29 protein-coding genes, 1 tRNA gene and 3 pseudogenes are annotated in these 25,731 nt (G+C 63.6%); 18 read left to right on the top strand and 15 right to left on the bottom strand.

What is annotated here, in order from left to right; genetic code table 11:
* The 7 genes from AB0B96_RS38825 to AB0B96_RS38795 form a co-directional block, all read right to left on the bottom strand.
* Positions 1 to 293, bottom strand: a 293-nt coding sequence (locus AB0B96_RS38825; protein ID WP_362907063.1) for an endo-1,4-beta-xylanase, incomplete at its 3' end; no start/stop codon positions are given.
* A 676-nt stretch (positions 294 to 969) separates the two neighbouring features.
* Positions 970 to 1,623: a response regulator transcription factor gene (locus AB0B96_RS38820; RefSeq protein ID WP_362907060.1), complete on the bottom strand. Its 654-nt coding sequence runs from the start codon at positions 1,621 to 1,623 to the stop codon at positions 970 to 972.
* Between the two features lie 24 nt (positions 1,624 to 1,647).
* Positions 1,648 to 2,844 carry a histidine kinase gene (locus AB0B96_RS38815; RefSeq protein WP_362907058.1) on the bottom strand — a complete coding sequence of 399 codons (1,197 nt, stop codon included), beginning with the start codon at positions 2,842 to 2,844 and terminating at the stop codon, positions 1,648 to 1,650.
* Positions 2,845 to 3,029: 185 nt separating this feature from the next.
* Positions 3,030 to 3,572, bottom strand: a complete 543-nt coding sequence (locus AB0B96_RS38810) for a DUF3995 domain-containing protein (protein WP_362907056.1) — start codon at positions 3,570 to 3,572, stop codon at positions 3,030 to 3,032.
* Complete coding sequence (locus AB0B96_RS38805; protein WP_362907054.1) at positions 3,559 to 4,011, bottom strand: hypothetical protein; 453 nt, start codon at positions 4,009 to 4,011, stop codon at positions 3,559 to 3,561. The genes AB0B96_RS38810 and AB0B96_RS38805 overlap by 14 nt, the downstream gene beginning before the upstream one ends.
* Before the next feature lie 239 nt (positions 4,012 to 4,250).
* Positions 4,251 to 5,123: a hypothetical protein gene (locus tag AB0B96_RS38800; RefSeq protein WP_362907052.1), complete on the bottom strand. Its 873-nt coding sequence runs from the start codon at positions 5,121 to 5,123 to the stop codon at positions 4,251 to 4,253.
* Positions 5,120 to 5,671, bottom strand: coding sequence for an RNA polymerase sigma factor (locus AB0B96_RS38795; protein ID WP_362907050.1), 552 nt, complete (start codon positions 5,669 to 5,671; stop codon positions 5,120 to 5,122). Before AB0B96_RS38795 ends, AB0B96_RS38800 begins: the two co-directional genes overlap by 4 nt.
* A 494-nt stretch (positions 5,672 to 6,165) precedes the next feature.
* On the opposite strand from AB0B96_RS38795, the gene AB0B96_RS38790 reads away from it, so the two are divergent.
* Positions 6,166 to 6,492, top strand: a complete 327-nt coding sequence (locus AB0B96_RS38790; protein ID WP_362907048.1) for a hypothetical protein — start codon at positions 6,166 to 6,168, stop codon at positions 6,490 to 6,492.
* A gap of 467 nt (positions 6,493 to 6,959) precedes the next feature.
* Here the strand turns inward: AB0B96_RS38790 and AB0B96_RS38785 are convergent, their stop codons facing one another.
* Together AB0B96_RS38785 and AB0B96_RS38780 are read right to left on the bottom strand one after the other, a co-directional pair.
* Positions 6,960 to 7,514 (bottom strand): hypothetical protein, encoded by a 555-nt coding sequence (locus tag AB0B96_RS38785; protein WP_362907046.1) that lies wholly within the window; start codon positions 7,512 to 7,514, stop codon positions 6,960 to 6,962.
* A gap of 232 nt (positions 7,515 to 7,746) precedes the next feature.
* A complete protein-coding gene (locus tag AB0B96_RS38780) occupies positions 7,747 to 8,496 on the bottom strand; it encodes an Imm10 family immunity protein (protein ID WP_362907044.1) in 750 nt (249 codons plus the stop codon).
* Positions 8,497 to 8,505: 9 nt separating this feature from the next.
* Here AB0B96_RS38780 and AB0B96_RS38775 point away from each other — a divergent pair, with 9 nt between their 5' ends.
* Entirely contained in the window at positions 8,506 to 8,697 is a 192-nt protein-coding gene (locus AB0B96_RS38775; protein ID WP_362907042.1) for a hypothetical protein, read from the top strand.
* A gap of 112 nt (positions 8,698 to 8,809) precedes the next feature.
* Here AB0B96_RS38775 and AB0B96_RS38770 read toward each other — a convergent pair whose 3' ends face one another.
* Positions 8,810 to 9,349 (bottom strand): hypothetical protein, encoded by a 540-nt coding sequence (locus tag AB0B96_RS38770; protein WP_362907040.1) that lies wholly within the window; start codon positions 9,347 to 9,349, stop codon positions 8,810 to 8,812.
* A 139-nt stretch (positions 9,350 to 9,488) separates the two neighbouring features.
* Here AB0B96_RS38770 and AB0B96_RS38765 point away from each other — a divergent pair.
* From AB0B96_RS38765 to cutA, 7 genes and pseudogenes are all read left to right on the top strand, one after another.
* Positions 9,489 to 9,635 (top strand): annotated as a pseudogene (locus AB0B96_RS38765) (tyrosine-type recombinase/integrase); the annotation flags it as partial.
* A 488-nt stretch (positions 9,636 to 10,123) separates the two neighbouring features.
* Positions 10,124 to 10,318 carry a hypothetical protein gene (locus tag AB0B96_RS38760; RefSeq protein WP_362907038.1) on the top strand — a complete coding sequence of 65 codons (195 nt, stop codon included), beginning with the start codon at positions 10,124 to 10,126 and terminating at the stop codon, positions 10,316 to 10,318.
* Between the two features lie 428 nt (positions 10,319 to 10,746).
* Positions 10,747 to 11,517 carry a nucleotidyltransferase domain-containing protein gene (locus tag AB0B96_RS38755; protein WP_362907036.1) on the top strand — a complete coding sequence of 257 codons (771 nt, stop codon included), beginning with the start codon at positions 10,747 to 10,749 and terminating at the stop codon, positions 11,515 to 11,517.
* On the top strand, positions 11,514 to 12,191 hold the full coding sequence (locus AB0B96_RS38750; RefSeq protein WP_362907034.1) for a metallophosphoesterase: 678 nt from the start codon (positions 11,514 to 11,516) through the stop codon (positions 12,189 to 12,191). The genes AB0B96_RS38755 and AB0B96_RS38750 overlap by 4 nt, the downstream gene beginning before the upstream one ends.
* Positions 12,192 to 12,204: 13 nt before the next feature.
* Positions 12,205 to 13,314 carry a hypothetical protein gene (locus tag AB0B96_RS38745; RefSeq protein WP_362907032.1) on the top strand — a complete coding sequence of 370 codons (1,110 nt, stop codon included), beginning with the start codon at positions 12,205 to 12,207 and terminating at the stop codon, positions 13,312 to 13,314.
* Positions 13,315 to 13,325: 11 nt separating this feature from the next.
* Positions 13,326 to 13,875, top strand: a pseudogene (locus AB0B96_RS38740) (transposase family protein); the annotation flags it as partial.
* A gap of 1,355 nt (positions 13,876 to 15,230) precedes the next feature.
* Complete coding sequence (gene cutA, locus AB0B96_RS38735) at positions 15,231 to 15,575, top strand: divalent-cation tolerance protein CutA (protein WP_362907030.1); 345 nt, start codon at positions 15,231 to 15,233, stop codon at positions 15,573 to 15,575.
* Here cutA and AB0B96_RS38730 read toward each other — a convergent pair.
* Both AB0B96_RS38730 and AB0B96_RS38725 read right to left on the bottom strand, forming a co-directional pair.
* On the bottom strand, positions 15,541 to 16,551 hold the full coding sequence (locus tag AB0B96_RS38730) for an XRE family transcriptional regulator (RefSeq protein ID WP_362907068.1): 1,011 nt from the start codon (positions 16,549 to 16,551) through the stop codon (positions 15,541 to 15,543). The genes cutA and AB0B96_RS38730 overlap by 35 nt on opposite strands.
* Positions 16,552 to 16,830: 279 nt before the next feature.
* Positions 16,831 to 16,971, bottom strand: a pseudogene (locus AB0B96_RS38725) (hypothetical protein); the annotation flags it as partial.
* Between the two features lie 377 nt (positions 16,972 to 17,348).
* Between AB0B96_RS38725 and AB0B96_RS38720 the strand changes: the two are divergent.
* On the top strand, positions 17,349 to 17,699 hold the full coding sequence (locus tag AB0B96_RS38720) for a hypothetical protein (protein ID WP_362907027.1): 351 nt from the start codon (positions 17,349 to 17,351) through the stop codon (positions 17,697 to 17,699).
* Positions 17,700 to 17,748: 49 nt separating this feature from the next.
* On the opposite strand, the gene AB0B96_RS38715 is transcribed toward AB0B96_RS38720, so the two are convergent.
* Complete coding sequence (locus tag AB0B96_RS38715; protein ID WP_362907025.1) at positions 17,749 to 17,871, bottom strand: hypothetical protein; 123 nt, start codon at positions 17,869 to 17,871, stop codon at positions 17,749 to 17,751.
* A 255-nt stretch (positions 17,872 to 18,126) separates the two neighbouring features.
* On the opposite strand from AB0B96_RS38715, the gene AB0B96_RS38710 reads away from it, so the two are divergent.
* From AB0B96_RS38710 to AB0B96_RS38675, 8 genes are all read left to right on the top strand, one after another.
* A complete protein-coding gene (locus tag AB0B96_RS38710) occupies positions 18,127 to 18,858 on the top strand; it encodes a GntR family transcriptional regulator (RefSeq protein ID WP_362907023.1) in 732 nt (243 codons plus the stop codon).
* 122 nt (positions 18,859 to 18,980) lie between these two features.
* A complete protein-coding gene (locus AB0B96_RS38705) occupies positions 18,981 to 19,409 on the top strand; it encodes a plasmid replication, integration and excision activator (RefSeq protein ID WP_362907021.1) in 429 nt (142 codons plus the stop codon).
* Positions 19,406 to 19,732 carry a hypothetical protein gene (locus tag AB0B96_RS38700; protein WP_362907019.1) on the top strand — a complete coding sequence of 109 codons (327 nt, stop codon included), beginning with the start codon at positions 19,406 to 19,408 and terminating at the stop codon, positions 19,730 to 19,732. Before AB0B96_RS38705 ends, AB0B96_RS38700 begins: the two co-directional genes overlap by 4 nt.
* A gap of 82 nt (positions 19,733 to 19,814) precedes the next feature.
* Entirely contained in the window at positions 19,815 to 21,239 is a 1,425-nt protein-coding gene (locus AB0B96_RS38695; protein WP_362907017.1) for an FtsK/SpoIIIE domain-containing protein, read from the top strand.
* The gene (locus tag AB0B96_RS38690; protein WP_362907015.1) at positions 21,236 to 21,442 is read left to right on the top strand and encodes a hypothetical protein; all 207 of its coding nucleotides are present in this window, start codon (positions 21,236 to 21,238) and stop codon (positions 21,440 to 21,442) included. Before AB0B96_RS38695 ends, AB0B96_RS38690 begins: the two co-directional genes overlap by 4 nt.
* Positions 21,439 to 23,145, top strand: a complete 1,707-nt coding sequence (locus AB0B96_RS38685; RefSeq protein WP_362907013.1) for a replication initiator — start codon at positions 21,439 to 21,441, stop codon at positions 23,143 to 23,145. Before AB0B96_RS38690 ends, AB0B96_RS38685 begins: the two co-directional genes overlap by 4 nt.
* Before the next feature lies 1 nt (position 23,146).
* Complete coding sequence (locus AB0B96_RS38680; protein ID WP_362842364.1) at positions 23,147 to 23,347, top strand: helix-turn-helix domain-containing protein; 201 nt, start codon at positions 23,147 to 23,149, stop codon at positions 23,345 to 23,347.
* Positions 23,347 to 24,696: a tyrosine-type recombinase/integrase gene (locus AB0B96_RS38675; RefSeq protein WP_362907011.1), complete on the top strand. Its 1,350-nt coding sequence runs from the start codon at positions 23,347 to 23,349 to the stop codon at positions 24,694 to 24,696. Before AB0B96_RS38680 ends, AB0B96_RS38675 begins: the two co-directional genes overlap by 1 nt.
* An 85-nt stretch (positions 24,697 to 24,781) precedes the next feature.
* Here AB0B96_RS38675 and AB0B96_RS38670 read toward each other — a convergent pair.
* Together AB0B96_RS38670 and AB0B96_RS38665 are read right to left on the bottom strand one after the other, a co-directional pair.
* Positions 24,782 to 24,871 (bottom strand) — tRNA-Ser (locus AB0B96_RS38670).
* Between the two features lie 262 nt (positions 24,872 to 25,133).
* Positions 25,134 to 25,697 carry a YceI family protein gene (locus AB0B96_RS38665; protein WP_344915082.1) on the bottom strand — a complete coding sequence of 188 codons (564 nt, stop codon included), beginning with the start codon at positions 25,695 to 25,697 and terminating at the stop codon, positions 25,134 to 25,136.
* Between the last annotated feature and the right edge of the window lie 34 nt (positions 25,698 to 25,731).

Below are 25,731 nucleotides of genomic sequence, written 5' to 3'. Positions count from 1 at the left end.
TTCTGGTTCGGCTCCGTGGCGTTGATCTTCATCTCGTTCTCGGCCGTGATCATGTCGAACTCACGGTTCGCGATCGTGGTGTACTGCGAATCACCGAGCTTGCCCGCGGCGATCGCCGTGCCGAAGTAGCGACCGCTCTGCTGGGCGGCGGCGGCCAGCGTGCTCTCCGCCGCCTCCGCGGGAGCCGACACCATCAGCGCCGCACCGACGACACCCACGACGCCGGCACTGATGATCTTGGTGAGGGCACCGAAACTTCGGCGCGCGGATGGGGGTGAAACCTTCATGCCCATGCCTGACTCCATACTGAAATCACGGAAAGAGGGATACGCGGGAACCCCGCGAACGACGCCGCACCCCGGACGGGGACGCACACCACGATGGCGTCATGGCCGGCGACCCTTACTCGATCACCACATCAGGCAGGGCCGGCCGCTTGGAGACTCAGTTTGGAAATCTATCCGAAACATGTCAATACTTAAGCGAAATTTTCGGTCGCGCTCTTCCAGCACCGATGCCCCTCACCGCGGGTCCGATACAGCCAGGGCACGGCATCTCTTCAGGGCATATAGGAGAAATCTATCGGCAGTCTCGTCCTGAAATTTTCACATCAGGGCCGCAACTTCCGGAATCGAGGACCGAGCTCCGCAGGCAGCGACGCCCTTCTCGGCGATGCCTGGCGCAGACGCCCCCCGAGAACCCCCGTCCCTTGACAACGTCCGGGCCCGCTGTATTGACTCTCCGTCATCACCACCCGCGATACCGGGATGCAGAAGGGAGGCCGCACCGCGATTTGGCAGCGTCAACACGGCGCACCTCCCCCCGAGACGCACGATGTGGTCAGACCTGGGTGACACCACACTCCCAGGTCACTCCGCATCCGCCGCTCCGCCTTCACACCTGAGGCAGAGTTCTCGAAGAAGCCGTCGTACGGTCTTGGACTGCGGGCGGACGGTTCGCGGCCTCGGCTCAGCCGACGGAGACGAACCCGGACTCGTAGGCCGTGATGACGGCCTGGGTACGATCGCGCGCCCCCAGCTTGGCCAGGACATTGCCGACGTGAGTCTTCACCGTCTCAGCCCCGATGACCAGCTCGGCGGCGATCTCGGTGTTGGATCGGCCACAGGCCATCAACCGCAGCACCTCGGCCTCCCGCACGGTCAGCCTCCCGAGCCCGGGGACGGCACGGGGGGCGGCGTATCGGCTCTGACGGTTCGCGGCGAGCGCGCGGATCGCGGCCGGGAACAGCAGCGACTCCCCGGCGGCGACGATTCGGACGGCCTGGACCAGGTCGTCGGGTCGGCTGCGCTTGAGCAGGAAGCCACTGGCCCCCGCGCGCAACGCGTCATATATGTAGTTGTCGTTGTTGAAGGTGGTCACCACGATGACCTTGGGTGGCTGGGGCAGCGCCAGCAGCAGCCGGGTGGCCTGAATGCCGTCCACCGCGGGCATGCGCACGTCCATCAGCACCACGTCGGGCCGCGTCGTCCGAACCACCGGCACCACTGCCGCTCCATCGGCCGCCTCGCCCACCACCTCCAGGTCGGGTTCGGAGTCGACGATGATCCGCAGACCGGTCCGGATCAGATCCTCGTCATCGGCGATGACCATACGAATCGGCATGCGCCCGACACTATCCACCACCGTTCAGGGGCGAAGTCGCAGTCGTAGCGAAACGTGCCACTCTCCACCTGCGGGACCGGCGTCGAAGTCGCCGCCCAGCAGGGTGACCCGCTCGCGCATGCCATCGATGCCGCGCCCACTCCTGCCAGGCGCTCGTCCCGCCGGATTGCGCACGTCGAGCTCCAGATGGTCGTCGTGCACGACCAACGCCAGCCGTACCGGACCGGTCCCGTGGCGCAGGGCGTTGGTGAGCGACTCCTGGGCGATCCGGTAAACCTCCCGGGAGATCTCGCTGGGCACGGTAGCCAGGTCACCGGTGACCTCAGCGGCGGCACCGGTCCCCCGTACCAGGCCGCTCAGGTCGGCGAGCGTCCGCGCCGGGGCCGTGGACGGCTCGTCTTCCTGCTCGCGCAACACCCCCAGCACCTGGTCAAGTTCCTCCAGCGCCGCGCGCGCCGATTCCTCGATCGCCCCCAGCACGGCCCGGGCCACCGCGGGGTCGCGGTCCAGGATCCGGGCGGCCGCCCCGGCCTGCACGGTCACCACATTCAGCGCGTGCCCGATCGAATCGTGCAGTTCACGGGCCAGGCCGTTGCGGACCGCCTGGCGGCGGACCCGTTCCTCAAGCAGCGCGAGCCGCTGGGCAGGTGAGGGGCCGAGCAGCTTCGGTGCCGACCGGGCCAGCAACACACCCACCCCGGCGGTCAGGTAGACGAGCGCGACCAGGAGGGCGACGCCCAGCAGCGGGCCGCTCCACCAGACCTCCCACAAACTGGAAAGCATCCACACGTCGAACGGGACACCGGTGATCGGCAGCAGAATCGTCACGATCACGAACGGCACCGTCGCCAGCGTCAGTCCCGACATCACCCCGCCGACCCCCAGGTGCAGGGTGAACCAGGTGGCGGTACGCCGGCGCTCATCCCAGCTCCGCCTGCCGGACGCCCACTCGGCGGGCAGTGGGGCGATCTCGGCGCCAAGCAGGCTACGCGCCGCCGTCACCTCCAGCGCCCGGACCGGCAGCACCAGCCCGGTCAGTGCCACCAGCGGCAGCACCGCCAGGAAAACCAGCGGCTGGGGCAAGGGGCCTGGCGCGGCCGGCAACCCGATGAGACCACCGATCACGGACCCCACCATCACGTACGGCATCAGCAAAGCTCCACCGAGGACGAGACAGACCCATCGCAGATAGGTGGCGCGGCCAACGAGGGGGGACAACATGCCTTCAATCATCCTCAACCACAGATGCCGCACGGCGAGCGAGTCCGGTGGGCATATACCAGCGTGACGATGCCCATCCCGATGCCCATCCCGATGCCCATCCCGATGCCCATCCCGATGCCCATCCCGATGCCCCGCTCGATCCCGCGGGGAGCGAGGCGCGAGACGATCTCCTGGCCACGGCCCTACCCGGCCGAACTCTCGGACCGCTTTGCGGGCACGCCGCCGCTCGCTCTGCTCAGCCGCCATCCGGCCGTTGCCCAGCACACCCCCCAGAGAAGAAAGAACGGCGACCACAGCAGCAGATCCCAAAGTGCCAGCTCGCGAGCGAGCGAGGCGTGCTCGGCCGAGGGCGGGCGAACCCCGGTCAACAGCAGCACGTCGCCGACGAAACCGAACCCGAGCACGCCGATCGATCGGACGATCATGAAGACTCCGAGCGTCCAGGTGATCGCGAGCAGCAACCGGCGCGGCACTCTCGTACCCCACGGCCTCACGGTGGCCAGTGCGACGACGACACCGACCATCGCGGCACCGGCCAGCAACCAGTGGCTTGCCACGAACAGGAGATCACGTGCGAGCAACTGTTCGCGCAGGTGTGGGGGTAACGGGTCCTTGTCGGCCAGCGCGTTGGCCCCCAGCGCCTGAGCGAGCTTCATCGATCCGTACGCCACGGCGCACGCCGCGGCCCCGTACGCGCCCACCTGCGCCCGATCAGTCCGCGACACGTCTCGTCACCGCCGCGTAGGACCGGATCATCTCCAGGAACAGCCCGATCACGAGGATTCCAAGGACCCCGTGGTACCACTGCCAGCCCACACCCATCCCGACGAACCCGTCCACGATCATGATCCCCGAACCGCCGCCAACGGCCAACAACATCCCGGCCAGCACGAGCAGCATCAACGTTCTCGGCACCCGGCGCCCCAGCACCGTGACCGTGGCGAGAGCGACGCACGCGCCCAGCACGCCGGACGCGGTCGCGAGCCACTGCGCGGTGGCCGCCTCCATGAAATAGCTTCCAGCCTCGGCAGCCGACACGGGAGGCCCGCCCGGAAACCCGAGTCGGGCCTGCAGAGCAAAAGCGGCCTTCCCTGCGGCGTAACCGAGAAACAGCACCGCCACCGCGTACGCCGGCCAGCGTCGTCGGCGATCAGAGGTAACCATGACCACGAGAGTAGAAACCGCACGTCAAACGTGATTCCCCACGGAAGGGGAGGTGCCTCCCCCGGACGGGGGAGGCACCGGCGGCCTCCTTTGAGCGCATTCCCGTTCGAATCTCGAAGGCGGGTGGCCGCAGGGGCTTGCCGCCGGTCCCTCCGGAACGGGGTTGCGCAGGGTCGGATCACAACCAGAACCGCGGCAGGGTCCCCCAAGGCCGTTTCTCGGATCGTGCGAGGGCACCGTCACAGTCCGGGGCAGCCGGTGGCCTTTCTCACATTCTCCACCTGGTCGGCCGGCATCGGCGACGAGAAGGTGGAGATCGTGGCCTTGCCGGGCATGCCGAGGGTGCCGCCCATGACATACCAGGAGTCGGGAACGGAGTCGGTCAACTCGTAGTCTCCGGGTTTCGTGCGCAGAGGATCGCTCACCATGAACTCCTCGATGGTGATGCCACGATCCTTGAGCAGCGTCCGTACTTCGGCCACGGTCTTGTTGAGGTGAGGCACGCAGTGCAAGGGCTCGCCGAGGGCGGAGATGGACGTGATCCGCGCATAGGCTTCACCGGGCTGAGCCGCACGTCCCAGGGAGATGTCCGCCGAGCCGACGAAGTCCACGGGGACCTTGAGCCCGATCGGACAGCCGCCTACCTTGTCGCACGATCCAGGCTGGTCGATCGTCTTGATCTGGTCGACGACCTTTCGGTCGTCGGTGGCCATGATGCTGCCGACGAGCCCGGGAGTGGACGGAAGGAGCCGGAGTGAGATATCAAGTCCGACCGCTCTGAGCTGCGCCTCGTAGTTCTCCGGATCGGCGTGAAGGTCTTTCACCTCGATGAGGTAGTAGCCGTCCTGCTGCTTGATGTCCAGAGCCGCCACCGGCCGCGGCCCGAAACCGGGCAGCACCGCCGTCCAGCTCAGGAAGGTCACCCCGGCGGCGAGCAGCGCGGCGGCGGGCAGTGCGATCCGCCAGGTCAGCCTGCGACGGCCGACAGGCCCGAGGGCGGGCGTGGGATCGGCGTCCATGATCTCGTTCATCAGTTCCCGTGCGCCCGGCACCAGACCCGGGCCCGGATCCGGGGCGATCGCCGCGACAACACGGTGAAGCTCGTTCGTCATGTGCTCTCCTTGGCAAGGGCGACGGCACGGGTGCCATACCTGGTGAGGTCGAGCTCGGCGGCGGCCAGTTCGGCGGCCAGCCTTTTACGGGCGCGGTGCAGGCGGATGCGTACGGCGCCACGGGAGCACCCGAGCACCTTCGCGATCTCGGCGGCGCCGAGTCCCTCCCAGCCGACCAGCGACAGCAGTTCCCTGTCGTCGTCCGACAGTCGCGAGAACGCCTCCCGAGCCCCGTCGTACGGCTGCTCGACGACGGACTCCTTCCAAAGGATCAGGTCCTCCCGCAGGCGCACGGCCAGGGCGTTCCGCCGGGACTCCGCGCGACGGTGGTTGGCGAGCACGCGCCTGGCCACTCCGTACAGCCACAGCCTGGTCTCGTCGCCCACGGGTACGTCGGCGAGCCGCCGCCAGGCGGTCAGGAACGTTTCGGCGATCACGTCCGCGATCTCGTTCGGCGAGGAGACGCGGCGGGTCACGTAGCTGGAAACGGCTGGGTAGTGCGCCAGGTAGATCTCTTCGAAACGTTGCCTGGCCTCGGGCGGTCCCACGGAGCATTTCCTTCCGACAGTTAGTGTCATCAGTGGAAATGTCCGGACCTGGCAGACCGTTTCACGGCTCCCACTTCAGCCGTTTACGATTCCGGCTACCGCCGGTCGATCATCTCGGAGCTGGATGCCCCGCGTGGTTGTACGGTGCCCACGGGCACGCAGCAGATGACCACAACCAGGTGTCCACGAGCTCGGATCTCGTACATGGTGATCACATCGCCTGGCTTGAGACGCTGCCGGTGTTCAAAGGTCAGGAAAGCGATCTCACCGACCCGCACTCGCACGGCTCCAGCGGATCACGACCTCCGATCAGGAGGCGGGCGGCGCCGAGCGGGGTTTCGTCTTGAGAAGCAGGAATCCTGAAAACTCACGGAGCCCTTTTCATCCTCCCAGCCGGACAGCTCCGGAGCCGGTGATGTACACGGAGGAGAACGAAACCACCTGACTGGAGGTGCACCGTACCGCCCTTGTCACGATCACTTGACCCTGCTTACATGTTCGAAGTGAGTCGTGATTCCGATGTAAGCGGGCGTCCAGCACCTATTGCGGCGAAGGTGAACCCGACAAGCGGGAGGATGAACCACATCACGCTGCTCTTCATCCTGGGTTCGGCTCCCCTTCTGCTCGCCAACTGGTTCATCGCTCTCATGATCCTCGGCCCTACCTGCACCCTTTCATATGAGGGTGGCAACATAACGGAATGCGTCGGCGGGCTTTCAGAGGAAGAGCTGGCCGCCGCATCGGGAGTCGTCGCGCTGGTTTTACTCCTCATCCAGATGGGACTGATCGTCATGGTGCGCCGACGCACCCGCGGATCGTAGCTACAAGCCTCGTCGCTCTGCCGCTCAGAGCGACTCCGTGTCCTACGAAACCGACGATCCGCCCGACGTCGGGTATCAGCGCGGAGATCAAGAGTGACAGCAGGAACCTCAGCGGCGTCGCTTCTGCTCGCGAATCGCCGCCTCCAGACGTAATCCAAGACCGATCAGCGCTGTGAGCCATAAGCCCACGAGCCATGGCCATGACGAAAACCTACCGCCGAAGAGCAGAATACCGAAGGACAGAACGACGCCGCCAACCAACGCAATAGATCCCAGCATGCGAACAGATACGATATCGTCGTCGGGCCTGGGGCCAGGAATATAGGGAGGCGGGGTCTCTGTAGGCTCAGTCATGCCGAAGAGAATCCCATAGTTTATCTAATGGACGAAATCATCCACCTACGTATACCTGCTCATCCCGTAATTGGGATTCCTCCGCCGAAGACCTCGGGGTGTACGGAAGGCGTTCAGCAGGTGGGGCGAGTCGCACCCAACTTCCGGGCACTGGCAGGGGACAGGGTCATGGGGGTGACCCATCCCTGCCGTGTCAGGACTACTTGGGCCGGGAGAGGGGTGATCGGGTGGACCTCGACGCCCTGTGCCCAGTTCGTGAGCAGTCCCTCGGTGCCGCTGGAGTCGACCAGGACGATCGAGATGGGCTGGCCGTCTTTGGCCCAGGTGTTCCAGATCGCCCACCCTCCGGGCTGGGCTTCGATGTCCAGGCGGGCGCAGATCTCGGTGTAGCTCTCTTCCATGCCGATGGGAAGGGCGTGCGGCCGGAGGACGACCACTCCGGCGAGCTTCATCAGCGGAAGGTCCTCGTCGAGACATCCGTCCCCATCGAAGTGATGGTGACGGAGTTGGCGGGCTGTCTCGATCACCGCTCGCCGAAGTGGCGTGGCCTCATCGGAAACGGTGGTGAGAGTGAGCCATCCCGCGTCGTCTGCCGCGTTGACGATCTCGCGTGCCAGGTGCTCGATGTGACGCAGATACTCGATATCGCTGAGGTCGGTTCGGGACATCGCGACAGTGTGACATCAGGGCATGATCCGAAGCATGTGAGTTATCCGGCCGATCGGAAGACGCCGTTTTTCTGAAGTGGAGCGGGTGACGGGAATCGAACCCGCGCTGCCGGGCTTGGGAAGTGCGTCGAGTACGGCCGGTAGGGCTGCCGGCTTGAGCTTCGGGCCGGTCGTGAGTGACCGTGGTTGACCCCTCGTCACCCTGGTTGACAGCCCGCCGATGGCCCGGCGGTCAGAGATGCATGCCCTGGGGGTGCTGGTCGTGACGGCCGGACAGCAGGATCTCTCGCAGGCTGCTTCTGAGCAGTTCGACGCCGCCCTCGTCGATCTGGAGATCGATCCGGACGACGGGCTCCACGTTCAGTTCCTTCGCGGCCTCCGCGGTGAAGTGGAAGGTCAGGCGACCGGAGTCGATCCCGCAGTGAGTCACGCCGCCGTAGGTGGTGCCTGCCTGGTCCTCGCGGACGATGCAGTACGTGTCCATGCCAAGCCCTGTCTCCTGCTCGTCAGGTTCCTCGGCGGACATCATGAAGATCAAGGCGTTCCCGGTGCCGTCCTCGTGTTCGGCCATCCCGAAAACGATCGTCTCCGGGTCCTCGTCGCGGCCGACGGTTCGCGCGACCATGGTTCCCAGCGGAGGCCAGGCCGAACCGGGTTCGCTGTCGGCCGGTGAGGTGAGAGTGGAGTCGCCCTCAGGCAGGGGCACACCTTCGGGCCAGGCGGCGCGCATCCACGACGGGGTGAGGTCCTGCCTGCGCGGGAACATGGTCAGTTCCTCCACATAGGCCCAGGCGGGCACCTCGACGGCTTGGGCAAAGGGCAGCTCCATCCCGAAGGCGGGCGTCATCATGACGGTGTAGTCCCGGGAGAAAGGCGACTCCATGCTGAAGGTCCGCATCATGGCGTCGTACGACTTCCCGCGCAGGCTGTAGCCGAGCCGGCAGACGAACCACGTCCCCTCACCCGCCTTGTACTCGGCCACTTTCAGCCGATGGAAAAGGTCACCGAGGTCCTCGCCATCTCGAGTTTGCCGGGAATCGTCCGCCATCCGATAGGTGATCGCGGTTATGCCGAAGGTGCCGAGCTGGCAGCGAAGGACGTCGACCTCCTGCCATCCGTCCGGGGCGCCGTCCCGCACGGTTCGCCCGATTTCGAGGCAGAGTTCGTGCGTGAGGTCGGATGACATACTCACTGCGCCTTTTCCGTTGGACGAACGAGAACAGGAGTTCATCGGGCGTCTTTCAGTCGTTCCCGCCATCTTGATCATTTCATGCATATCGCACGAGAGCATGATCTCAAGGACAGTTTCCGGGATCCTGGCCCATTCGCTCGAAAGCGTCCAGAGAGATCACGACGTCGATCTCTTGTTGCCTCTTCTCATCCCATTCCTGTATCAGCACCTGGCCCGGGGCGATCTTGGCGGCATCGTCGAGCTCGAACGTCACGCGTCGCAGCGAACTGGTGTTGTCGTTGGTGAAGCCGTACGCGTTGTAGGTGATCGCCGGCTCCAGAGAGGGAGGTTTGGGCGTGATCACCCAGCCACCGGCGGGGGTGTCGAGTCGAAACGAGGCGCTCTGTCCGTTCAAGGTGGGTGCTTGGTATACCGCGTCGTCGATGTACGCATCGTCGGGGTTGCCGGTCGGGCTCCTTCGGGGAGTGACACGCTCGTGGTAGAGCTTCACTCCGTCCGGTGCAGGCCCACACCAGGCCAGTACGGCGATGAGGTGACCTGACTCGTCCACACTGATACCGACATTGCCGTTGGCGGCGACTGTGCAGCCAGTGAGACAGGCCAGGAGCGTTCCCACGAGTACTATGCACATCCAGTTGCGCATGCTCCGACCGTATGCTGCGAAGGATCTCGCGAGGGGCCACGGGTTGGATTTGTGATCACACCGCCCTGTGGTCGTAATCTGCGGCACCGGGTGCACCGAAGATCTGCAGGGCGAATGGGCTCACGCATGAGGTTTTGCGGTGCGCCCCCTCATCGAGGGCACCCTCCACGGAGGCCGGGGTACCGCTTGGCACACGGTCGCGACGCTCCTCATCGAGCAGGGTGTGAACATCCGGGCCGTTCAGGAGGTCCTGGGTCACCCGAGGGTGACCACGACCGAGAGGTACGCGCACGTGTCCACACCGTTGATGCGCGATGCCGGGGAACGGGGCCGGCCTCCGTGCTCCGGGGAAAGTCCTGAACGTTGCGACCAGGACTGCGACCACAGCACCTTTGGAGATCAAAAAGGCCCTCTCCCCGTGTCTCGGGAGAGGGCCTCTGAACTGCGGAGGCTCGGGGATTTGAACCCCGGATGGGCGGTAAACCCAAACCGCATTAGCAGCTCGGATCTCGGCCGTCCCGATCAGTTCCAGCTGGACCAATACGCTCGGCCGGTCCGCCTGGAACGGCATGGTGCGGCGGTGAACTGCAACCCAAACTGCAACCCGTCCGGCTCTAGTCTGTACACAGCCCCCAGCAGCCGAACTAGCAAACTGCACATCATGAGCAAGATCACCCGGCACGTGCACTTCTCGTTCCCTGCAGCCGGTTCCAGCTTCAGTTGGGAGCTGTCGTTCAGCAAACGGTCGTGGCTGGCGAGTTGCACGCTCTCATCGTGATCTACGCTGAAGACAACGACCGGTTGATCGGGGACGACACTACTGACGTCGACGATGCAGACGCCTCGATGATCTGCCATGTCCGGCACGCCGTCGACCTCGATCCCACCGTAGAGCAGACCTCTGTACTCCTCTGCGCGCCGGATCTCGCCTGGCGCACCCTGGGTGATCGAGGAATAGCGTTGCCCTGACGAAGGTGAGTAGAGGTCGCTTCACGCATGCCCCACCCGCCTGAGCATCCCGTCTACCTCGCACCACCGCGGTCGGCGGCGGAGGAGCAAGCTCATCTTCGTGTGTCCATTCACCGCTCGTCGTTCCTCGACCATGAGGCGGTAACGGTCACAAACGGGCTTGAGCTGGAGGAACCGCCTGCCAGGCTGCCTAGGTCGTGGCAGACAGGGCAATCAGGCTCCCTCAGCCATCTACAGGCCTGCGGTCTCATGTGTGCTGTGGCTCTACTGTTCTAGATCATAAGTACCGTGCCCAGAATGTCTACCTAAGCCGAGCGAGTGCACACTGTGATCCAATCCATCTGATCCCCCACGGAGGTGCTTTGATCTTGAACAGCTCGATGTATGGCGGTCGGGTTCTGTCAGTGTCTTCCCTTAGCCTGGATGACATGTGTAGAGATGACCCTCGGCTGATCACGCCGACGATAGAGGTAGATCGTCTTATGGAATTGATTTACCCGCATTTAGAGGGAGAATCTATTGCGGTGATGATTTACGGTAGTAGAGCAAGGGGAAGCGCTCGCGCCGATAGCGACATAGATGTCTTGCAGATCGTTAAAGACCGACCAAGATCTTATTCCTATGGGCGCATCAATGTTGCGGCTTATACGATCGACCATCTGAAGCTACTGGCCGTTCGTGGAAGCCTATTTGTTCATCATCTTAAGAACGAAGGGAGGATTGTCGATGACCCCGAAAATGTCCTTGCCGATATCCTAGATTCATTTAGACCACCGAAAAATTACAGCAGACTGAAGAGAAATCTATGCCTAGCTCTAGCCGGCACCGAAGTTTCGGATGCCAACCAGTACGCCACAAGCCTTTTGCGAATGACCATCTACGCAGTTAGATCGGCGGTTTATATCAAATGCGCCGAGTTGGGAGATCTTACTTTCGATAGAGATCGATCAGCAGAAATTGCTGGATTCCCTCAGCTCGCGGATCTCTTGCGCACACATCATCCTGAACATATTCGCGAATTGCGCGATTTTGGCTACAAACTCCTCGGACAACATCCACCGAATGATACTCCAAACAATCTACCGTCCCTAGCAATTTGGGCGAAAGACGATTATCCACTCGCCAGTCGTTTGCTGGAACTAGCCCTAGCAGGCGCTTCTACCATCGACTATACGTCATTGACGTTGCCGATAGTGTGACTCCCTTGAAGAGATCGAAATTGGCAGTGATTGGCGATATTCATGGCGATAGCGTACGACTGCCGCGAGCACTTAATTCGCTTTTAGCAGACAGCTCGCTCCATCTAGTATTCGTAGGAGATTATGTCAACCGTGGACCGAACACTAAAGCGGTTCTAGATTTACTCCTAAAGGCCGTAAATAAGTACTCGGACAGGATAACTCTTCTGCGAGGAAATCACGATGAAGCCCTTCTAAACTTCCTCAATGATGGAAATGTCGCGGACTTTGCTGCTCATAGCGGAATGTCGACTATTCGATCATATCTTGAGACGGTTGATTCAAATGCAATCGAAAAATTCCGCTCCTCCTTTCCTGCCGAGCACCTCAATCTTCTCCGCAACACTCAGATTGCATACGAGAACGAAGATGTCTTGATATCCCACTGCGGTTTCGATCCTCACGACATCGACTCAAGGACGCCCGACTCTATGTATCGCCGTGGACATCCCGAGTTGTTCCGATATAGTGGACCATGGCCAAGGCCGTTAACCGTGTGCGGCCACTACATACAGAGCCAGGGTGGTCCATATATTTCACCAAATCTTATCTGCATCGACACTGGCTGCGGAACTGTCAATCGAGCACCTCTCACTGCAATAATCTTGCCCGAAAGAAAACTTATACAATATTAAAAAAGGAGATCAAATGAATGTTGACCTCACATTTCAAGAATTGACCAGAGCGCTGGCGCGCAATGAAGCAGTGGTTGCCATTCATTATGCTTGCGAATCTTTTCTCACCGCGAATGATCACCCTGCAGGTATAGCATCGATCGCTTTGTATGATCTCCAGACAGGAGATACAAATGCATACAGCATGTCAGACGCCCCGCCTTCAGTAGAAGGAGACGACCGCGAAATCCACCTACTTGAGCAGTTCTATCGGGATATTTCGTCCCGGGAAGATTCTTATTTTCTGCATTGGAATATGAATCGTCCCGAGTATGGATTTGCAGCTCTTGCTGCGCGATACGAATACCTCACTAGCAAGGCCCCGACATTTCGCACCCCCGAACGCCGCGTGGACGTCGACGGACTTTTTGCAGCACGATACGGTGAGGATTACGCACCTCATGGAAAGCTTGAGAGTGTTGCACGGCTAAACGATTTGGATACTCGATCGTTTAAGAACGGTAGGACCGAGGCTGAACTCTATGGGCGCCAAGAGTGGGGCGCTCTCGCTCGCTCGGCTGCCAGCAAATCGAAAATTATTGGCCTTCTCCTTCGAATGCTTATTGAAGGCAAGGCCAGGACCGCCGAATCTGCGGGTACCACCTCATTTGCTGGGGCGAAAATCGATGCAGTCTCTCTTATCCTGGAGCTTGGCGACCGAATGCTCTTGGTGCAGCGAAGCCTAAAGGTGCGCTCTCACGGCGATCCGATAACGTTCGAGAACGAGTATGATGATCAATATCTCCTCAGGGCTTTGCTGACCCAATTCTTTGAAGATATCCGAGAAGAAGAATATACGCCATCGTATGCGGGTCAAAATTCGCGTATAGATTTTCTTCTCCCTAAGTATAAGCTTGCGATCGAACTAAAGCGCACTCGCGAAAGCTTGAGAGACGGCAAGTTGGGTGAGCAACTTATTGTGGATCGCGATCGATACCTCGCCCATAATTCAGTGACACACCTCATATGCCTTGTTTTCGATTACGATGGTCGCTTGAGAAATCCACGCGCTATCGAAGAAGACCTCCGCACTGAAACATCTTCTCCTGATATGGCGGTTACAGTTCGAATCTATGATCGGTGATCAAGCTGGCTGATCTCCTAGCTACATTGGCCAACACCATGCGTATCACTGGCGAGCGAGCATCCCAGCTGATTTACACCGTCCTGGACAGCGCCCGCATTCCCATGGATCACTTCTCCGACGAGCAGTCGGATATCAGGGACAAACACAAGCGGCATGAATGAACGTGCAACTACTGGCCGATTCCACGAGCTAGCCGGTATGGGCTTCACCTGCACTACCGGGCGCCGTACATGACATGACTTCCGCTCGTACGGTCACTCTGATCGACGCTTTGACCAGCGCCGAGGTGAAGCCTTCGCGGACAAGGACTACCAAGGAGTGGACGGCACGATCCGCACGCCGTTCAAACGGCATCTTTATTGGCCCCTGCTGTCGCACAGACAGCGGAAAGTCAAACGCGCCCACGTTCATATCGCAGCTATCGGCGAACACACATTCGCGACCTTGAAGAACTGGAAGGCATTGACTAAGCTGCGCTGTTGCCCGCATCGCGCGACCGCGCTCGTACACGCGATCCTAGTGGCGCAACTCGTCGAAGAGAGTCGATGCCCCAGCTAAAAAGGGCTCAGCCAATTTCAGAAGACATGGGTCTCCTGGTCTACAAAGGCCGTGAAGTCAAAACTCCTGACATCCTGCTTGCAAAGACGGATGCCGATCTTGCTCGACCTACGAAGAGGCAGATCAGCGCCCTGATCGCGTTCCCCGTGACTCCCCGCTGTTCTCCCTCGTTTCCCGCCCCATCGGGCGCGCAACGGGCACGGCCCGAGAATCCTGCGTGGACGCGCACGCCTCGCCCGCCTGATCATCCCGTCTGCCGTCGACCCGCCCGAAGGGGAAGCAGACCGGGGCCATGGGGCCAAGGTGGAGCGCCCCACTGGACGAACGACCTTGGCCCCATGGCCCCGGTCTGCTCGGCTTGTCCCCCCGGTCGATGGCAGACGGGATGATCAGGCCCCTACCTCAGCCTCCTACGGACTGCGCGGAGAAGCTCGCGATCATCCCGGAGCCGGAGCGCCCCCGCGGAGGGAAATTTTCTGTTTTTAGTCGCATCGCAAGAGCCCCAGCTATATGTTGGGCTTGCTCACGCAACAATGTTGATCCACCACCCAGCTGCCATCTCCGACGTGGCTACTCGTCCTGCTCAAGACGAGGGAAAGCCGGGTGCATTGTTGAGTGCCTTGGTAACGCGCTACAGGGTCCCACCCACTGTGATGTTGGAGATCACACAGAGTAATGGGGCTTCCTGTGGCGCTTTTTGCGTAGAAAGGAGGGACATGGGAGCGTCAGAGGAGATCGGACGGACGGCCCGGTTCGCTGCAACGAACTGGGGCCGTACCGCCCGAATGTGTCTGCTACTGATGGCCACCGCCGTAGCGGTAGGAGCCTTCATAGCGACTAGGAACCTGCCCCTCATCACCTGGTAACAGGTTCCATCCACGAGGTTGCGTGCATGCACGGATGGAATCCATCCGTGCATGCACGCAACACGTACGTTCGAAGGTAGCGGAAGTTCGCGTAATCTCGCGTAATCTCGCGTAATCTCGCGGAACTTGACGGGGCGTTGTGGGCTCTCTATGGCCCAAGTGCGGCCTCGGCTTCCAGGCTCGGAGTTGGACAAGACTCCAGACCTGAGAGAGCGAGCAGCCGGCGCAATGCGAAGCACCCGAAAGGGCCTCGAAGAGGTTGGGCCGGTCAGTCGAAGCTTTCGCCCCTGGGCGGCGGTGCGGCCCCACTGCGGCGGGCGATGGGCGAGTGCGGCGCGCGGCCAGTGCGGCGGGCGGACCGATTCCCGCCGCCGTTCGGGACCGGCGCCCACGCCGCACGCCCGGACGGCGGAGCGGGTGGAGGGCCGTGCGGCGGCGCGCCGCGCCGTCGCCTTGATACCTATGAGAACAATTCGGCAGTGTGTTGGCATGATCGAAAAAACTTCGGATTGCATCGAGGTCCGCGTCACTGCCAGCAGCCGTGATGAGGCCGATCGGATTTGTTCGGCAGTGGTGGAGCGTCGGCTGGCTGCGGGGGCTCAGGTCGTCGCGCCGATCGAGTCGACCTACTGGTGGGCCGGGCAGATCCAGCACTCCGACGAGTGGCTCTTGCTGATGACGACCACCACCGGGCGATTCGAGGATCTGGCTCGGTGTGTGCGGGAGCTGCACTCTTACGAGGTGCCGCAGATCATCGCCAGCGCACTCGTAGCCGGTACGGCTGACTACTTGGAGTGGATCAGGCGGGAGACGTCCCCTGGTTCCGGCGGGTAGCGGCGATGTCGCTGAGTAGCTCGCGGACGGCGTGGTCGGTGTGGGGTGCCAGGGTCTTCTCTACGGTGGCGAGGTGTTCGATGCCCCAGGTGGATTCGCTGCGCTGGGCGGATTCCAGGGCTCGGCGGGCGTAGGTGATTCCTTCGGCAATGTCGCCGATCTGGAGTTGGGCCTGGGCGATGTCGGCGTAGACGATCGCGGCCTTCTTGTGGTCGCTCTCCTGGTCGACGGCGGACAGGGCGGTCTGGCCGGCTTCGATGACGTGGTGCTCGTCGCCGAGTCGCACGTAGGTGGAGAGCTGGAAGGCGGCCATCCGCCCGGGGTCGAGGAAGCGGGTCCAGGCGCGTTCGCGATGCGGGCGGGCTCGGCCGTATGCCTCTTGGGCCTGGTGCATGACCTCGATGGCGCGGCGGTCGCCGAGGGCGGCGAGTTCTTCGGCTTCGCGGCTGAGGAGCCAGGCGCGGGTGGCGTCGTCTCCCTGGGCGGGGAGGAACTGCTGGGCGTGGCGTATGGCGTCGTAGGCGGCGCGGCCTTCGACGGCGTAGGACTTGTAGGCGTGGGTGCACGCCTGGATGATCTGGTGCCCGCTCTCCTTGGCGGCCAGGGCCGAGACGCGTTCGAACGAGGCTGACTGTCCGGGCTGTTTGAGGTCCCACGCGATCCAGGAGGCGAGGGTGGCGGCTTCGCCGGCGGTGGCGGCCAGGCGTCGGCGGTAGCGGTCGGAGGGGCCGCTTTGGAGCAGGGTGCTGAGTTCGTTGATGTGGGTGGTGAGCCCTTGGTAGATGGCGCGGGCCGGGAGCACGTACTCCAGGCGGTGAAAGCCGATGGTGCGTGCTTCGAGGCGCTCGATGGTGTCGTCATCGAGGGCCTGGGGGCCGGTGAGGGCGCGAGAAAGTCGCTCCCAGGGGTCGCTGATGGTGGCCGCGGCTTCGGCGGTCATTCCGGCGGCGAGCAGGAGCATCGTTCGACGGTCCACGTGTGAGTCCAGCCTTCCCACAATCCAGGCCAGCGTTGGAAGGTCGACGTCCCAGGGGTCATCGAGTCGGCGCGGGCCGGTGGCTACAACGCTTTCCACGCTAGGCAGGGAGCTTGTTGGCCTTCCATCCCGAGACGGGATGACTGCGGCAGGATGGGTAGTGGTGTCGATCACGCGTGGTGGCGTGGTGCGGGGGGCGAGTCCCAGGGCCATACGGGCGGGGTTGGGCATGTCCAGGCCATCGGCGACGCGTTCAAAGACGTCGAAGGCGGTGACCTTGACGGTTCCCTTCATGATCTCGCTGATCTTGCCCTGGCTGAGGTTCACGGCGGTACCGATGCGGGTCTGGCTGACTCCGGCGTATTGGCGAATAAGCCGAAATACCTGGCCGATATTGCGGTTTTGGAGGGCCGTTAGCATTTCGGGGCGCTGCCACAGTTCCGGCAGGATAACGACTGGTTTAGTCGCATCTGCTGGCATAGGTGGCGCCTCCTTTTGCGGCTGCGGCTTCCGGATATCCCACGCTTGCCGCTGGGAGTTATCCCGTCAAGGGATATCGGCTATTCGGGGTAAGGATTCCGGCTCGGGATGGGTTGGGTAACCGCAGGTGACGAACCTTGATCCATGATTTCCGAGGGTGAGTCGACGGGTGAGGGTTGCGGGACTTGCTGTGGTCGTGGCTGGCGGTGGATTCGCCGGGGCCGTGCCGATGTCGAATGCCGCATTGACGGCCAGGCGGTAAAGCCGGTCCGGATCCAGTGCTTCGACTGCCTGGGCTCTGGCGAGGTGGCGGCCTGATGAGCGGCAACGAGATTCCGGCCATCAGTCGGCAGAAAGCGATCACGCCGGTACGGGCGGCGCGGCGGTTGCGGGATGAGTTGGCCGCGTTGAACATCGCCTCCGATGTTCATGACGGGTACGGGCTGGCGCTGGTGTCGGTCTGGTTCGGGCTGGTGGTGTGGACCGATGGGCAGGTGTTCCGCTGGTGGGCCGGGCAGGAGGCAGACCGGGCTCGTCGTCGGCGCTACGCCTTCTGTCCGGCGAATGATCCGGTGACGGCCGCGCGCCGGGTGGCGAGTCGTTGCGTTGAGCTTCGCGAGCAGGGACCGGCCCCGGTCCCTAGCCCGACGGGATGTGCTCCGCAGTGATCGAGTTGAGCAGCTGCCTGAGTCCGCATGTGTCCACACCGCAGCGTGATCACATGCGGCTGGTCTGGCTGAACCCTGACAGGGGGACGACGCGCCTGCGGGTGATCACCTGGACCTGCCGGTGCCGGGCCACGTTGTATGAGCTGTGCCAGGCCGGAGGGCAGGGGTTCATCCGCCGCACGCTCCAACTGAACGGCAGTCAGAAAGTTCACGAGACCTATCGATGGCCGATCCGGCAGGCCAGCGATATATGGAGGGCGTTGCTCTCCGGGGAGGCCCGATAGGCGGACGCGGCGGCACGGCGGGCCTCGGTTGGTCGTGTCGTCGCGTCACGGGGTGAGAACTTCCTGTCGGTCGAAGGCTTCGCATCACTGACATGCGCTGATAGCCTGCTTGGCTAGACAAGCATGTTGATTGTGAGGCTCTAATGTCGTTTGAGTACACGCCTCCCAAGTACGCGCAGTTGATCGCCGAGCTTGAACGGCGCATCGACTCCGGCGAGTATCCGGCGGGCTCGCTGCTGCCCAGTGAACACACGCTCATGGCGGAGTTCGGCATGGCACGGCCCACGGTGGTCAAGGCTCTCGGTGTTCTGCGTGATCAGGGATGGATCGTCACCCAACAGGGCAAGGGCCGTTTCGTGCGCGGTCGCCCGGCGATCTCCAAAGACCAGAAGGCGCGCACGGGCCGCGAACTCCTCGACCGGACAGAGACCCAGGCCGCGAGCAAGCTGCTGACGGCCGGACCGGTGGAGGCTCCCAACCGCATCGCCGCTTATCTCGGCCTGGAACAGAAATCCGCAGTCGTGCTACGCAGGCTCCTGGTAGAGCGCGACGGCGAACCTACCGAGATCTCCGCCACCTGGGTAGCGGCCAGTGTCGCCGACTGGAAGGCGCTGGCGGAGTCGGCCGATCTACGCCAGGGCATCCGGCGGTATGTGGAGAGTGCGGCCGGCGTCTCGCTGGATCACATCATCGAGCACATCACCGCGCGCAACCCCACGGCCGAGGAACGCAAGCTCCTGGGCGTGAAGCCCTCAGCGGCGCTGCTGGCCGTGTACGCGGTCGCCTGCGATGCGACGGGTAAGCCGTGGGTGGTGGTGGAGACCGTGCTTCCCGGTGATCTTCACGAGCTTGAGGACGCCTACCCGATCCGGTAATCCAACTTTCCTCACGAAGCCCGCTTGGTGCACTTGACTAACCAAGCGGGCTTCGTGCTTAATGTAGAAGCAACTTGGTCAGTCAAGCAGTCTGGCCAGTCAAGAAGAGGAGTTGTTGCTTTATGGCCCTTCAGGGACCCATCCCCGTCAGTTTCCACCAGGTCTTCCCGCACGGCTGCTACGTCGTCGGTGAGGTCGAGCAGGTCAAGGACTTCGACGCCTCGTCCAAGGGGCGCACGGTCTACGCCAAGGACAAGACCACCGGAGAGCTGGTGTGGCAGGTCGCGGTGATGGACGCCGATCCGACCGTGAAGGCCGGACAGAAGACGGTGGCCGTCAAGATCTTGTCCCCGGTTCAGCCGACCGTTCCGGCCGCGCTGCCGGGGGTGCCGTTCGTGCCGGTGGAGTTCGACGGCATGACCGCCACCGCCTACGTCGGCCAGAACACCGGCCGTTTGGCCTGGTCGATTCGCGCGACCGCGATGCGTCCTCCCCGTTCGGCTGCGGCTCCGGCCAAGGCTGCGGCGGCCGGTAAGGACGTGGCGGCATGAGGGAGTACCTGCCCTACACCCGCGCCGTGGTGACGCTCGACGAGGACGGCACCCGGCTCGACACCTCGTTTCGCACTCCGTACCTGTCGGTCAGAGCGCTGGGTGGCGAAAACGGGCGGCCGTTCCTGTCCCTGTCCTCCCGTGAGGCCCAGGTGGTCATCTCCACCACCGGCGGCGGACCGGTCAGCGAACGGGACGTGATCCTCGCCCGGCAGATCGCCGAAGCATCTGCGCGCTACCTGGCCGACTGCGAGCGCCTGCACACCGAACAGTCCACCAACCCCCACCAGGCCGACAAGTCCGAGCAGGGCAGGGCGGCCTGACACGAAGCGGGGCCGCTGGAACTGGCATTCCGGCGGCCCCTCGGTCTCCCCAGACAGCGAATCAAGAGAGGGCTTCAGCCTAATGTTCAAAAAACTGCCCGGTGACGAGACACGAACCCTCGTCACCACCACCCCCGACACCGCCGTCGTCTTCCGCCCGGCCGTGGTCACGACCCCGGCCATCTTCACCATCACCATCTTCCTGTGGCGACTGCTGGCCGGAATGGTCCGGCTCCTCTGGCGTCACCCGATCGCCGTGGCCGTGCTCGCCATTCCCGTCACTGTTGCCATCGTGTACGGCTGGCGCGTCGCCCTGGTCCTCGTCGCTGTTCCGCTCTCGGTGCTGGCGCCGTGGCCGTTCGTCGATCGGGCCTCGTTCAACCGGTGGATCGGCTGGCGACTGCTGGCCTTCTGGCGCCTGGTGTGGGTCTATCGGCGCCACTGGCAACCAGTGATGATCGTCTCCGGCCTCGGCCGTCACCTCCAAGGCCGCGACTACCTGCCCTACCTCGTCCGCGTCTCCTGTACTTCCTGGGCGGACGTGGTCACGGTGAAGATGATCAGCGGACAGTCGGTCAAGGACTGGACCGACCGCCTCGACCACCTCGCCCACGGCTTCGGCGCCACCTCCTGCCGCGTCACCATCGCCCGCTCAGGCCGGTTACTGCTGGCCTTCCCCCGGCGTGACCCGCTGGCCACCCCCTTACCCGCACTCCCGATCCCCGACGTCGCCTCGGTCGGACCGGTCGAGATCGGCCGATGCGAGGACGGCACCCCATGGCGGCTCAACGTCCACGGCACTCACGTCCTGGTAGCCGGTGCCACCGGAGCGGGCAAAGGCTCGATCATCTGGTCCACCATCCGGGGCCTGCTGCCTGCGGTGCGGGCGGGCCTGGTCCAGGTCTGGGCGCTGGACCCCAAGCGCATGGAGTTGTCCTTCGGCCGCGACCTGTTCGGTGAGCGCTACGCCGCTACTCCGGCGGCCTGTGCCGATCTGCTGGAGGCGGCGGTGGCTGTGATGCAGGAGCGGGCCGATCGGTTCGCCGGGCTCCAGCGCTCCCACACGCCCACCGTCGATGACCCGTTCGTCCTGGTGGTCGTCGACGAGGTGGCGTTCCTGACCGCCTACCAATCCGACAAGGGCCTCAAGCTCCGCATCTCCGCTGCGCTGGCCACGCTCACCACGCAGGGCCGGGCGGTCGGGTTCGGCGTGATGGCCGCGCTCCAGGACCCGCGCAAGGAGGTCATGAACGTCCGCAACCTGTTCCCCGACAAGATCGCGTTGCGGCTGGATGAGTCCGAGCAGGTGGACATGGTCCTCGGCGACGGCGCCCGTGACCGGGGCGCGCTGGCCGATCACATCTCCCCGATCTCCGAGCAGGGGGCGGGCATCGGCTACGTCCGCTTGGAGACCTCACCCGATCCGATCCGCGCTCGTGCCGGCTACGTCTCTGATGCCGATATTCGCGCGATGGTCGCCGACTTCGCCGGGGAGGCAGCCCAGTGAAGATCATCATTCAGGGCAGCCTCGCCGAGATCGACGCGATCCCCTTCCGCCTCCTGGGCTCCCTGTCCGACTCTCCGGCGCGCTTTGAGCTGGTGCTGTCGGACCTGGTGAACATCCGGCTGCGCCGCGACCCCTACGGCGACGCCTACCGCTTCACCGCCGACGTGCTCGACCGACTCGACCGAGAGGAGAAGGAACAGTGACCGACACCCCCGCATCCCCCGCCTCCTCCTCGCCGGACGGCTCTGATCGCACCCTTCCCCGCCTGGTGCGCGACACCCTGCCCTTCGCCCTCGACGTGGCGGTGGAGGTCGCCAAACTCAACGGCGTCTGCATCCGCCCCCTCGAACTGCGGCGCCTGGACACCCACACCGGCACCGTCGAGTCGTTCAACATCCCCTGCGGCGCCACCCAGGAAGCCAAATGCCCGCCCTGCGCTCAGCGCAACAAGCAGCTTCGTAAGGCTCAGTGCCGGGAGGGCTGGCACCTGGAGGCTGAACCCGTCGCCGAACCTCACCCCTCCACCGACGACCAGAGGTGGCTGATCGAGTTCCGGGCCGATGTGCAAGCCAAGCGGGACGCGGCCGAACGCGACGGGGAGGACACCCTTGACTGGGACGAGGCCATCGCGGGCATCGATGCCGAGATCAACGCCGCCGGGATGCGGGGCAACGTCCTGGGTGGCCGGTCGACTCCCAAGCGTTCTCGTTCGACGAGGCGTCGTCAGGATGCGCCGGATCTGCCCAAGCGGGCCAAGCAGAACACCACCCTGGGGCGGACGTTCATAGCCTCCGACGGCAAGGTCTACCGGCCGTCGCTGTTCATCACCCTGACGCTTCCCTCCTACGGACGCATCGACAACGGCGTCCCGGTCACCCCGGCCACCTACGACTACGCTCGCGCGGCCCGCGACGCGCTGCACTTCTCCAAGCTGGTCGACCGGTTCGTGCAGAACCTGCGGCGGGTGGCGGGCTATGACGTGCAGTACTTCGCCACCGTCGAACCTCAAAAACGGCTCGCGCCGCATCTGCACATGGCGATCCGCGGGACCATGCCGCGCGCTGAGGTCAAGGCGATCGCCGCCGCGACCTACCACCAGGTGTGGTGGCCGTCCGTCGATGAGGTCCGCTTCGACGGTGACCGCCTGCCGCTCTGGAGCGAGCGGACCGAACGGGCTGAGCCCTACCCGGACGGCCAAGCCGGCGACTACCTCGACCCGGCCACCGGGGAACTCCTACCCACCTGGGACGAGGCACTCGACCAGCTCGGCACCGACGAGGCGGCCGAACCCCTGCACGTGGTCCGCTTCGGTGCCCAAGCCGATGTTCAGGGCGTGCTCGCCGGATCACCGGATGCCGACCAGTGCCTCATCTACCTGTCCAAATACCTGACCAAGAACCTCGGCGACCCCCTCGACCCGAAGGACACCGACAACCAGGCCCGTCGCGACCACGTCACCCGCATGGTCGACGCGCTGCGCTACGAACCGTGCTCCCCGGCGTGCGCGAACTGGCTCCGCTATGGCGTGCAGCCCAAGGGGGCCAAGGCGGGCATGGTGCCGGGCCGATGCCGGGGCAAGGCCCACAAGACCGACCACCTCGGCTACGCCGGACGGCGCGTCCTGGTCTCCCGTAAGTGGTCGAACAAGACCCTGCGCGAACACAAGCAGGATCGGCGGGCCTGGGTGCTCGACATGCTCGGCCTGCCCGACGACACCGTGACCGATCCGCACCGCTACGTCTGGCGCCCGGTCTCCTCCAAAGACCCCAACCGCACCCCACTGGCCAAACGACTGCTGCGCGAGGTCGCCAACCGCCAGCGCACCCGCGCACGCCTGATCGAACTCCAAGCCAGAGCAGACGGACAACCCATCGAAGATCTTTCGATAATCGGAGAGGCGGCCTGACATGGAACCACTGTTCTACCGGCCCAAGGATGCCGCCGTGATGCTCGGCATGAGTCGTACGGCTGTCTTTCGGCTGATCAAGTCTGGCGAACTCAAGTCGATCAAAGACGAGGGATACCGGCTGGTTCCCCGGTGGGCGCTCCATGAGTTCGCCCGCGCGCTGGAGGCCAAGGCAGGACTCTCACATGACGAGGCGGCGTGATGGCAACCAGAAAGCCCAACGGCCGTTCTTCTATCTACCTCGGCAAAGATGGCAAGTGGCACGGGTGGGTCACGGTGGGGGTCAAGCCGGACGGTTCACCCGATCGTCGGCACCGTAAAGGCAAGACCCAAGCCGAGGTGACCGCCAGCGTTGCCAAGTTGGAAAAGGAGCGTGAGGCAGGCCAGGTCAGCAAGCCGGGTCGGCCTCCCACGCTCGCCGAGTGGATGGCCGAATACCTCGACGTGATCTGTGCTCGCCTCGTCGCCTCGGGCACGATGGCTCCCCGGACGCTCGATGATTACCGGTCCAAGGCGGAGCACTGGATTAAGCCACTGCTCGGCCGTCACCGACTCGACAAGCTCACGCCGGAGCACCTCGACCAGGCGTATTCGACCATGTTGGAAAGCGGGCTCTCGCCTAGCACAGTGCTCAAGATTCATCGCATTCTTTCTCGCGCACTCAAGATCGCGGTTCGCCGGAGCAAGGTGACTAAGAACGTCGCGACGCTAATTGACGCGCCGGTAGCCAACGACCCTGACCTTGAGCCGCTGACCCGCAACGAGGCGCGCAAGGTTTTGGAAGCTGCCAAGACCAGGCGCAACGCGGCGAGGTGGTCGGTCGCGCTGTCACTCGGAATCCGCCAGGGGGAAGCCCTCGGGCTGCGGTGGTCGTTCGTCGACTTGGAGACCGGGGTAATCAAGGCGTGGTATCAAGTGCAGCGCAAGCCATGGGAACACGGCTGTGGTGACCCCCACGAGTGTGGCAAGGAGTGGCATCGCTGGCCGTGCAAGAAGCGATGCACCGAGCACAAGCACCGGCCGGACTGCCCCAAGGCATGTAAGAGGCACGGTCACGTCTGCCCGAAGCGCACATGCCCAAAGGGGTGCACCGGTCACGCGGATCGCTGCCCAAAGCGCACGGGTGGTGGCATGGTCTTTCGTCAGCGCAAAGGGCGGAGCAAGCTCACCCTTCAGTGCCCTCCCGAGCTGCTACCTCTCCTGCGGGCTCATCGCGACGCACAGGCGGCCGAACGGGAAAAGGCGGGAGATCTGTGGGAAGAACACGATCTTGTGTTCACCACCCGGCACGGCAAGCCGATGGAACGGAGCGAGGACTACAAGGTGTGGAAAGCGCTCCTGAAGCGGGCGGGCGTTCGTGACGCACGACTCCACGACGCTCGTCACACAGCCGGAACACTCCTTGTGGAACAAGGTGTGCATATCCGCGTCGTACAAGAGATCCTCGGCCACGCGCGGGTGACCACCACCGAGCGCTACACCCACGTGGCCGGCGCGTTGATGCAGGACGCGAGCACCCGCATGGGAGCCGCCCTCTGGGGCGACGCGTGAGAACTGCAACCCAAACTGCAACCCTGACAGGGTTCAGAGATCAAAAAGGCCCTCTCCCAAGACTCGGGAGAGGGCCTCTGATCTGCGGAGGCTCGGGGATTTGAACCCCGGATGGGCGGTAAACCCAAACCGCATTAGCAGTGCGGCGCCATAGACCTGACTAGGCGAAGCCTCCTGGTTGCCGTTCGGCTCAGCACAGAGTACCGGCCATCAGGCAAGGCGGCAAAGTGGTTAACGATCACGTCTCGGGCAAGAGTTGGGGGAGAGTTATCCACAAGCAGTGGATAACTCTCCTCGCCCCTGTGGACAAACCGGGGAATCCGCAGCTGGGTGTGGCGGAAATCCTGTGGATTCCCAGTTCGCGAGACGCTACATCTCACCACGTGAACACTTCCGAGGCCCCGACCGCCCGGTGGGACCTCGGGTGGTCACGGAGATCAGGCGGCCGGGTTGGCCTCGCCCTCGATCTCGATCTTGATCTTCTTGCCGACCAGGACGCCGCCGGTCTCCAGCGCCTGGTTCCAGGTCAGGCCGAACTCCTCGCGGTCGATCTCGGCCTTGATCGAGAAGCCCCAGACGTCCTGGCCCCACGGGTTGGTGCCGGCGCCGCCGTACTCGACGGTGAGCTCGACCGGCTTGGTGACGTCGCGGATGGTGAGGTCACCGACGAGGGTGAACTCGTCACCGGAGTGACCCAGAACGCGGGTGCTGCGGAAGGTCAGCTCGGGGAACTTCTCCGCGGAAAGGAAGTCGTCGCTGCGCAGGTGGCCGTCACGGTCGGGAGCACCGGTGGTGATGCTCGCGGTCTTGATCGAAAGCTGCGCGGAGGAGTCGAGGGGGTTCTCGGCGATGGTGACGGTGCCGGCGAACTCGTTGAAGTGACCGCGGACCTTGCTCACCATCATGTGCTTGACGACGAAGCCGATCTGGGTGTGGGCGACGTCCAGAGCGTAGGTGCCCGGGGCGGGGATCTGAAGGTTCTCCCAGGTCCGAGTGGTCATTTTCTGCTCCCGAAGAGATGCTTGCCGATTGGAT

This window comes from Streptosporangium sp. NPDC049046 (assembly GCF_040649155.1).
Classification (GTDB): Bacteria; Actinomycetota; Actinomycetes; order Streptosporangiales; family Streptosporangiaceae; genus Streptosporangium.
This window is presented reverse-complemented; position numbering and strand designations above follow the sequence as displayed.